This window comes from Azospirillum sp. TSH20 (assembly GCF_003115935.1).
Taxonomy (GTDB): domain Bacteria; phylum Pseudomonadota; class Alphaproteobacteria; order Azospirillales; family Azospirillaceae; genus Azospirillum.
This window is the reverse complement of sequence record NZ_LGQU01000087.1, coordinates 1-9273: the sequence shown is the minus strand read 5'-3', so window position 1 is coordinate 9273 and position 9273 is coordinate 1. Positions and strand designations below refer to the sequence as shown.

General features: G+C 66.2%; 8 protein-coding genes. 1 reads left to right on the top strand and 7 read right to left on the bottom strand.

Annotated elements, in window-relative coordinates:
* Positions 1-83: 83 nt before the first annotated feature.
* The 7 genes from TSH20_RS22960 to TSH20_RS22930 all read right to left on the bottom strand — a co-directional run bounded on the left by TSH20_RS22960 (position 84) and on the right by TSH20_RS22930 (position 8757).
* Positions 84-1316: an AMP-binding protein gene (locus TSH20_RS22960; RefSeq protein WP_109157680.1), complete on the bottom strand. Its 1233-nt coding sequence runs from the start codon at positions 1314-1316 to the stop codon at positions 84-86.
* A gap of 179 nt (positions 1317-1495) precedes the next feature.
* The gene (locus TSH20_RS22955; RefSeq protein ID WP_109157684.1) at positions 1496-2278 is read right to left on the bottom strand and encodes an ABC transporter ATP-binding protein; all 783 of its coding nucleotides are present in this window, start codon (positions 2276-2278) and stop codon (positions 1496-1498) included.
* A 147-nt stretch (positions 2279-2425) separates the two neighbouring features.
* Complete coding sequence (locus TSH20_RS22950; protein ID WP_109157681.1) at positions 2426-3706, bottom strand: ABC transporter substrate-binding protein; 1281 nt, start codon at positions 3704-3706, stop codon at positions 2426-2428.
* 53 nt (positions 3707-3759) lie between these two features.
* Positions 3760-4833 (bottom strand): branched-chain amino acid ABC transporter permease, encoded by a 1074-nt coding sequence (locus tag TSH20_RS22945; protein WP_109157682.1) that lies wholly within the window; start codon positions 4831-4833, stop codon positions 3760-3762.
* 7 nt (positions 4834-4840) lie between these two features.
* Positions 4841-5728, bottom strand: coding sequence for a branched-chain amino acid ABC transporter permease (locus tag TSH20_RS22940; protein WP_109152785.1), 888 nt, complete (start codon positions 5726-5728; stop codon positions 4841-4843).
* A gap of 189 nt (positions 5729-5917) precedes the next feature.
* Positions 5918-7861, bottom strand: a complete 1944-nt coding sequence (locus TSH20_RS22935) for a long-chain fatty acid--CoA ligase (protein WP_109157683.1) — start codon at positions 7859-7861, stop codon at positions 5918-5920.
* On the bottom strand, positions 7861-8757 hold the full coding sequence (locus TSH20_RS22930; protein WP_199232159.1) for an ABC transporter ATP-binding protein: 897 nt from the start codon (positions 8755-8757) through the stop codon (positions 7861-7863). Before TSH20_RS22930 ends, TSH20_RS22935 begins: the two co-directional genes overlap by 1 nt.
* A gap of 200 nt (positions 8758-8957) precedes the next feature.
* Between TSH20_RS22930 and TSH20_RS22925 the strand changes: the two genes are divergently transcribed.
* Positions 8958-9273 (top strand): helix-turn-helix domain-containing protein (locus TSH20_RS22925; protein ID WP_146207489.1); only part of this gene is annotated, 316 nt, incomplete at its 3' end.

Here is a 9273-nt window from a genome sequence, read left to right as displayed (position 1 = left end):
AGCTCTCGCACAAAGCTTCGCTTTGTGCTGACGCGGCAGGCGGACCGCAGGTCCGCTGAGAGCGGGGGAGGTTAGGTGGGGGTCTAACACCCCCGCGTATCGTCGATCACCTTGCCGTCGTTCGGCAAACTCCCCGGCGCCACGAACTCCACCGCGCCCTTCAGCTTGGTCACCGACGCCAGCGTCTCGCGGATGGCGGCGGCCAAGCCCTCCCCGCTCTCCTCCGCTTCGCAACGCAACGTCATCGTGTCGCTGGCATCCTGCCGCCCCACCACCAGACGGGCACGGGCGACCTGGGGATGGCGGCGCAGCACCTCGGCCACCTGGCTCGGATGGACGAACATGCCCTTGACCTTGGTGGTCTGGTCGGCGCGGCCCATCCAGCCTTTCAGCCGCATGTTGGTCCGGCCGCAGGGGCTGGTCCCCGGCAGCACCGCCGACAGGTCGCCGGTGCCGAAGCGGATCAGCGGATAGGCCGGGTTGAAGATGGTCACCACCACCTCGCCGACCTCGCCGTCGGGAACCGGGTCGCCGGTGCCGGGACGGACGATCTCGACGATGCAGCCCTCGTTCACCACCAGCCCGGAGCGCGCCTCCGTCTCATAGGCGACGATGCCGAGATCCGCGGTGCCGTAGCATTGGTAGACCTCCAGCCCGCGCGCCTCGTAGAAGGCGCGGGCGTCGGGCAGATAGGGGCCGCCCGACACGCTGGCGATGCGGATCGACGACACGTCCAGCCCCAGCGCGTCGCCCTTCTCCAGGATGATCTTCAGGAAGTCGGGCGTACCGATATAGCCGCGCGGCTTCAGGCTGGCGACGACCTGGGCCTGCATTTCGGTGTTGCCGGTGCCGGCGGGGATGACGGCGCAGCCGATGGCGTGCGCCCCCGTCTCGAACATCGAGCCGGCGGGGGTCAGGTGATAGGCGAAGCAGTTGTGGGCGAGGTCGCCGGCACGGAAGCCGGCGGCGAACAGCGGGCGGGCGCTGCGCCAGGGATCGGTGCCATGCGGCTCCGGATCATGGATCGGTCCGGGGGAGGCGAAGACGCGGGCCAGCCGCCCGACCTCCACCGCCGCCAGACCGCCGAAAGGCGGGTTCGCCTGTTGCAGCGCGATCAGGTCGGACTTCCGCGTCACCGGCAGCGTGGCCAGCGCGTTGCGGTCGTGGATCGACGCCGGGTCGACGTCGGCCAGCAGCCGGCCGAAATAGGGTGCCGCGTCCTTGGCGTGGTGCAGATGGACGGGCAGCGCCGCGAACTGCTCGGCCTCGCGCCGGTCGGAGGAACGGGTTTCGAGGTCGTCGTAGTAATCGGTCATGGTCGTTCGTCCGTTCAGGGGTCGGCCGAGGTGACGCGGGTCTTGCCCCCACCCCTACCCTCCCCCGCTGGACGGGGGAGGGAGCAAGTGCTGATGCGGGAGAGCGGCGGCAGTTCCCTCCTCCGCCCAGCGGGGGAGGGTTAGGGTGGGGGCATCGTCAGCCGGCAGCTCCGAGAGGCTCAAATCCAGCGCTTGCGCCGCTTGAAGCTCTTCAAATTCTTGAAGCTCTTGCGCTCCTCGTTGCCGCCGCCGAGGTAGAATTCCTTCACGTCCTCGTTGTTGCGCAGCTCTTCGGCGGTGCCGTCCAGCACGACCTTGCCGTTCTCCATGATGTAGCCGCGGGTGGCTGCCTGCAGCGCCATGCGGGCGTTCTGCTCCACCAGCAGGATGGTGACGCCAAGGTCCTTGTTGATCTGCTGGACGATGCTGAACACCTCCTTCACCATCAGCGGCGACAGGCCCATGCTGGGCTCGTCCATCAGGATCAGCTTCGGCCGGGCCATCATCGCGCGGCCGATGGCCAGCATCTGCTGCTCGCCGCCGGACAGGTAGCCGGCAAGGCCGGTGCGCTCCTTCAGCCGGGGGAAATAGCTGAAGACCATGTCGAGGTCGTCCTTCACCCCGTTGTCGCGGCGGGTGTAGGCCCCGAGCCGCAGGTTCTCCAGGCAGGTCATGTCGGCGATGATGCGCCGGCCTTCCATCACCTGGAAGATGCCCTTGCGGACGATCTGGTCGGGGTCGATGCCGTTGATGCGCTCGCCGTTGAAGGTGATGTCGCCGCGGGTGACCTCGCCGTCCTCGGTCTTCAGCAGGCCGGAGATCGCCTTCAGCGTTGTCGACTTGCCGGCGCCGTTGGCGCCCAGCAGGGCCACGATCTCACCCTCCGGCACCTCCAGGCTGAGGCCGCGGAGCACGAGGATCACGTCGTTGTAGACGACCTCAATGTTGTTGACGGACAGCATCAGCTTTTTCGCGGCCGTGACCGGCGGTGCGACTGGAGCGTTGGTCGAAGCGGCCGTGGCGGTGGTCAGCATGCGGCACCTGAACTGTTCGTAAGAAGGGGGGCGCCCCCGCCGGAAACGGGGCGGAGGCGCCGCTTGCTCAAGGACTTACCAGCCCAGCCATTCCGCCTTGCGCGGAACGTCGACGGTGGTCAGCTTGTCCAGCTTGATGGTGCCGGCCTTGACCAGATCGTCCACGCTGGCGCCGGTCTCGCCCGACACCTTGGCGCGGTAGATGTTGACCGCCGTCATGCCGCGGTGGTCGGTGTCGGTCCAGGTCGACGGAACGCAGACGCCCTCGAGTCCGGCCGGCACCCAATCCTTCTTCTGGTACATCGCCTTGCGGATGTTCGGGCCGGTGACGCCGCCGTTCTTCGACGCCCAGTCCATCGCCTCCTTCATGTAGTAGGCGGTGCAGACGCCGGCCATGTAATGCACCGGGCGATAGGCATTGCCCGACGGGTCGGAGATCTTGGAGATGTCCTTCAGCGTCTTCATGCCCGGCACCTCGGCGTTCCAGGTCACCGCCGTGCGCATCGGGAACACCACGCCGTCGGCGGCCGAACCGGCGGCCTTGGCGGCGTTCTCGTCCATGCCCCAGACATTGCCCATGAACTGCACCTTGGCGCCGACCGTCTGGCAGGCCTTCAGCACCGAGATGTTGGAGCCGGCGGTGTTGCCGAGATAGGCGTAGTTGACGCCCGACTGCTTCAGGGTCAGGCACTGGGCGGTGTAGTCGCCGGGGGTCAGGGCGAACTGCACGGCCGGCAGCACCTCGAAGCCCAGCTCCTTGGCCAGCTGCTCGCCGGCTTCCTTCGGCGCGTTGGGATAGGGGTGGTTGGCGCCCATGTGGACGTATTTCGGCTTGCCCTGGCCGCCCTGCTTCTTCCAGTCCTCGGCCGCCCACATCAGCATGCCGCGCAGCGCGTCGGAGTAGGACGGGCCGTAGAAGAAGTTGTAGGGCGCCGGCTTGGAGCCGTGCGGACCCTTGCCGGTCGGGTCGGTCAGGTGGCCGGAGTAGGAGCCGGAATAGGCCGGAATCTCGTCCTTGCCGACGAAGCCGGTCAGCGCCTCGGTGTCGGCGGTGCCCCAGCCCTGCAGGGCCGCGATCTTGTCGCTGCCCGACGACCACTTCTTGTACTGGCTGATGGCGCGCGGCGCCTGATAGCCGTAGTCGACGGTGTCGACCGCCAGCTTGGTGCCGTTGATGCCGCCATGGGCGTTGATGTAGGCCAGCGCGTCCGACACGCCCTGCGCATAGGGGACGCCGACGTCGGAGGTGGCGCCGGACTGGTCCGCCAGATGGCCGACCGGGATGTCCGCATAAGCGGTGGCGGAGGTCGCCAGCAGAAGCGCAGAGGTCGCGAAGAGCGCGGTCTTGATCGACATGGTGCGTTTACTCCCCATTCTGTTCTGTTTGTTGATCGGCAAAAGCTCAAGGATCAGTGCGAGAAGGGATAGAGCTTCCAGTAGGCCTTGATCTGCTTCCAGCGGTGGGCCAGCCCGTCGGGCTCGAACACCAGGAACAGGATGATGACGAGGCCGATCGACATCTCGCGCAGGAAGGCGATGTTGTCCTTCAGGTTCAGCGCGGTATCCAGCGCGGTGCCGCTGACCAGCTTGGTCAGGGCCTGCATCGCCTCGGGCAGGAAGACCATGAAGGCGGTGCCCATCAGCGTGCCCATGATCGAGCCCAGCCCGCCGATGATGATCATGCCCAGGAACTGGATCGAGAAGAGGATGGTGAAGCCCTCGACCGACACGAACTGCAGGTAATGGGCGTACAGCGCGCCACCGATGCCGGCGTAGAAGGCGGAGATGCCGAAGGACATCGTCCGGTACTTCGTCAGGTTGATGCCCATGATCTCGGCGGAGAGATAATGGTCGCGCACCGCCACCAGGGCGCGGCCGTCGCGGGTCCGCATCAGGTTGGTGGCGAGGATGTACATCACCACCAGCGCCACCAGGGCGACGTAGAAGTACCGCTCGTCGGTGTCGAAGGCGAAGCCGAAGATGGTCAGCGGCTCGGCGATGGTGCCGGCGGTGCCGCCGGTGAACCAGTCGGCGCGGGCGAAGAAGTCCTGCAGGATGTACTGCGCCGCCAGCGTGGCGATGGCGAGGTACAGGCCCTTCAGCCGCGCCGCCGGCATGCCGAACAGCAGCCCGACCAGCGTGGTGACCACACCCGCCAGCGGGATCGCCAGCGCCACCGGGACGCCCAGGCTGTTGCTGAGCCAGGCCGAGGCGAAGGCGCCGAAGCCGAAGAAGGCGGAATGGCCGATGGAGATCTGGCCGGTGAAGCCGACCAGGATGTTCAGGCCGAGCGCCGCGATGCCGAGATAGCCGATCTGGATCAGCAGGCTGAGCCAGTAGCGGTCCATGAAGGCCGGGCAGGCCAGCAGGAGGACCACGCCCAGGATCGCGAAGTTGCGGCTGGTCCTGGTCGGGAAGATGGTGGTGTCGGACCCGTAGGACGTCTTGTAATCGCCGCTCGGGATGATGCTGACGGATGCCATGGGGGCCTCACACGCGCTCGATGTCTTTGGTGCCGAACAGGCCGTAGGGCTTGATCATCAGGATGGCGATCAGGACGTAGAAGGGCGCGATCTCGTACATGTTGCCCCAGTTCAGCCACTGGCTGTCCAGGTAGTGCGCCATGTTCTCCAGCACGCCGACGATCAGGCCGCCGACCACCGCGCCGATGACGCTGTCGAGACCGCCCAGGATCACCGCCGGGAACACCTTGATGCCGAAGAAGGACAGCGCCGACGACACGCCGTTGACCACGCCCACCGTGACGCCGGCCACCGCCGACACCATGGCGGAGATCGCCCAGCTCATCGCGAACATGTGGCGGACCGAGATGCCCAGCGACTGCGCCACCTGCTGGTCGAAGGCGGTGGCCCGCATGGCGAGACCGGTCCGCGAGTATTTGAAGAACCAGCCGAAGCCCGCCATGATCAGGATCGAGATGACCAGCGACATGACGTAGACGGTCTGCACCTCCAGCCCGAACAGGTTCATGGTGGGGCTGGCGAAGATCGGCGGGAAGGGCTTGGCGAAGACGCCGAACATCCACTTCATCGCCGCCTGGAAGACGATCGACAGGCCGATCGTCACCATGATGACGGAGATAATCGGCTCGCCGATCATCGGCCTCAAGACGACGATCTGCAGGATGACGCCGAAGGCCAGCATGAAGACCAGCGTGATCGGGAAGCCGATCCAGAAGGGCAGCTGCCAGCTGGTCAGCAGCCACCAGCAGGTCCAGGCGCCGATCAGCAGGAATTCGCCCTGCGCGAAGTTGACGATGCGGCTGGCCTTGTAGATCAGCACGAAGGACATGGCGACCACGCCATACAGCGCGCCGACGATCAGGCCGTTGACGAGAAGCTGAAACAGAAGGGTCATGGCGTGGCCTCTTTCTGTCCCTCTCCCGCCCCGGGAGAGGGGGACCGCGAAGCGGTCGGGTGAGGGGTCGTCCAAGAATCAGGGCGCCCGTTTCTTGCCGGACCCCTCACCCTCCCCGTGCTGCGCACGGGTCCCCACCCTCTCCCGGGGCGGGAGAGGGTGTGATTGGCGGTGTGCATCGCGCTCTCCTCACGCCGCAACCGGCTGCCGCGGCGCCTTGGCGGCGGTCGGAGCCAGATCGATGACGGTCAGCGTCGTGCGGATGCGCTGCTTGGTGCCGTCCTGGAAGGCGATCGTGGTGTCCACGTCGATCTTCGGCTGGCCGGCATAGATGCTGTCGATGATGGTGCCGTACTTCTCGCCGATGACGCCGCGGCGCACCTTGCGGGTGCGGGTCAGCTCGCCATCGTCGGCGTCCAGCTCCTTGTAGAGCAGCAGGAACTTGGAGATGCGCTGATACTCGGGCAGCGTCTGGTTCACCCGCTCCACCTCAGCCCGCAGCAGGTCGTAGACCTCCTGCTTCGACGACAGGTCCGAGTATGTCGTGAAGGCGATGCGGTTCTTCTCCGCCCATTTCGACACGATGGGGAAGCGGATGCAGATGATCGCCGACAGATAGTCGCGCTTGTCGCCCAGGATCACCGCTTCGGCCACATAGGGGCTGAACTTCAGCTTGTTCTCGATGTATTGCGGGCTGAAGCGGTCGCCCTGGGCGGTGGTGGCGATGTCCTTGATGCGGTCGATGATGACCAGATGGCCCTTCTTGTCGAAGAACCCGGCATCGCCGGTGTGCATCCAGCCGTCGCGCATGTCGGCGACGGTCGCATTCTCGTTCCGGTAATAGCCGGCGAACATGTTGGGGTGGCGGGTGACGATTTCGCCGACGCCGTTGTGGTCGGCGTCGATCACCTTCACCTCGATGCCGCCGTCGAACGGCACGCCGACCGTGTCGAAATCCACGTCGTTGCCGCGATGGACGGTGTAGGCGCCCATCGTCTCGGTCTGGCCGTAGATCTGGCGAAGCGGCACGCCCAGCGCCTGGAAGAACTTGAAGGTGTCCGGCCCCAAGGCCGCACCGCCGGTCGCCGCCGATTTCAGGTTGGTGAAGCCCAGCCGGTCGCGCAGAGCCTTGAACAGAATCGCGTCGGCCATCGCCGACCGCTGCCCCTTCGCCAGCGCCTCCAGACCCAGCTTCATGCCGAGGTCGAACATCTTCTGCTTGAAGGGCGAGGCGTCCATCATGCGGGCGCGCACGTCGGCGGCGATCTGCTCCCACAGGCGCGGGGCGAACAGCACGAAGGTCGGCCCGATCTCGCGGAAGTCGTGCATCATCGTCTCGGCTTCCTCGACGAAATTCACGCGCATCCGCGACACCATGCCCATGCCGACCGCATAGACCTGTTCCATGATCCAGGACAGCGGCAGGACCGAGACATACTCGTCCTCCGGCCCCTTCGGATCGGCGGACAGGTAGCTGGCGACATGGCGGATCAGGCGCCCGGCCGGCAGCATCGCCATCTTCGGGTTCGACGTGGTGCCCGAGGTGGTGCAGAGGACGGCGACCTCCTCGCCCTTCGTCGCGGCGACCATGCGGTCGTAGAGGTCCGGCTGCTGCGCATGCAGCTCCTCGCCCATCGCCACCAGATCGGTGACCGGCATCAGGCGCGGGTCATGGTATTTGCGCATGCCGCGCGGGTCGGAATAGATGATGTGCTGCAGCGTCGGCAGACGGTCGGCGAGGTTCAGCAGCTTGTCGACCTGCTCCTCGTCCTCGGCGAACACCACCTTCACGTCGGCATAGGTGATGAGGTACGCGACCTCCTCATCCAGCGCGTCACGGTAGATGCCCAGGCTGTAGCCGCGCACCGCATGGGTCGCGATCTCGCCCATCACCCAGTCGGGACGGTTGTCGCCGAGAAGCCCGACGACCTCGCCCGGCACGACGCCGAGCTTGGTCATGCCCAGCGCGAAGGCGCGGACGCGGGCATGGACCTGGCTCCAGGTGAAGGTGCGCCAGATGCCGAAATCCTTCTCGCGCATGGCGATGTCGCCGCCATGCTCGCGGGCATGCAGGGACAGCAGCTTCGGCAGGGTGTCGTTGGCGACAAGATCGGGCAGATTGAGGCTCGACATCACGCGACCTCCTTCCGGGCCGGAGGAACTGCGGCGGCGGGCGCCTCTTCCTCGTCGTCCTCGCCCAGATAGGCGCGGCGGACGCGGGGATCGGCCAGAACCTCCTCCGGCTTGCCTTCGGCGATCTTCTTGCCGAATTCCAGCACCATCACCCGGTGCGAGATGTCCATGACCACGCCCATGTCGTGTTCGATCATGACCACGGTCATGCCGAACTCCTCGTTCAGGTCGACGATGTAGCGGGCCATGTCCTCCTTCTCTTCCAGGTTCATGCCGGCCATCGGCTCGTCCAGCAGGATCAGGTCCGGCTTCAGCGCGATGGCGCGGGCCAGCTCCACCCGCTTGCGCAGGCCGTAGGACAGCGTGCCGGCGGTGGCCTTGCGCACATGCTGGATTTCGAGGAAGTCGATGATCTCCTCCACCTCGCGGCGGTGGGACAGCTCCTCCTTCCTGGCGCCGGTCAGCCAATAGAGCGACCCGGTCAGGAAGTTGTTCTTCAGCAGGTGGTGGCGGCCGACCATGATGTTGTCGAGCACGGTCATGTGCCCAAACAGCGCCAGATTCTGGAAGGTGCGGCCGATGCCGAGCGAGGCGCGATGGTTCGGGGTCATCCCCGTCACGTCGCGGCCCTTGAAGAAGACCTTGCCGTCGGTCGGCCGGTAGCGGCCGGAGATGCAGTTGACCATGGAGGTCTTGCCGGCCCCGTTGGGACCGATGATCGAAAACAGCTCGCCCCTGCGGATGCCGAAGCTGACGTCGGTCAGCGCATGGACGCCCCCGAAGCGCAGGTTGACGCCCCGAGCCTCGAAAATGGTCTCCGCCTGGGTGGTGGGCGAATTTTGGCCAGGGGAATTCTGGCCAGGGCCGGGGTGTGGTGCGACGGGCGCGCCGGACATTTCCTCCTCCGTTGCTAGTTGGTACCGCTTCTCGGGGTCACGATCCGGCTCTTGGCGGCCGGCGAGGTCCATATTGTGGACCGTTTCATGAGCAACTTCCCGACTATATACCGAGCTTCCGTCTGTTTTCAACACTGACATTCCGCCAGTGCATGTTTTTTGTTGCGATAAGGCGCCGCACGGTCCATATGATGGACCTCATGAACAGTCACGCCGACATCGTCCCCGCTCCGAATGCGGCGGGCGGCACCCAGAGCCTGGAGCGCGCCATCGCCCTGCTGCGCGCGGTCGCCTACGCCGAAACCGCCGGCGCGCGGCTGGCCGACCTGATGACCGGGGTCGGGCTGTCGAAGGCGACCGCCCACCGGCTGCTGATGGCGCTGGCGCGCGACGGGCTGGTGGAGCAGGACGCCCGCAGCAAGCGCTATCACCTGGGTCCCGATCTGATGGCGCTGGGCGATCTGGCGGCGCTGCGCCACCGCCCTCCTGCCGCCCCGCTTCCCACCCCTGCCCCGC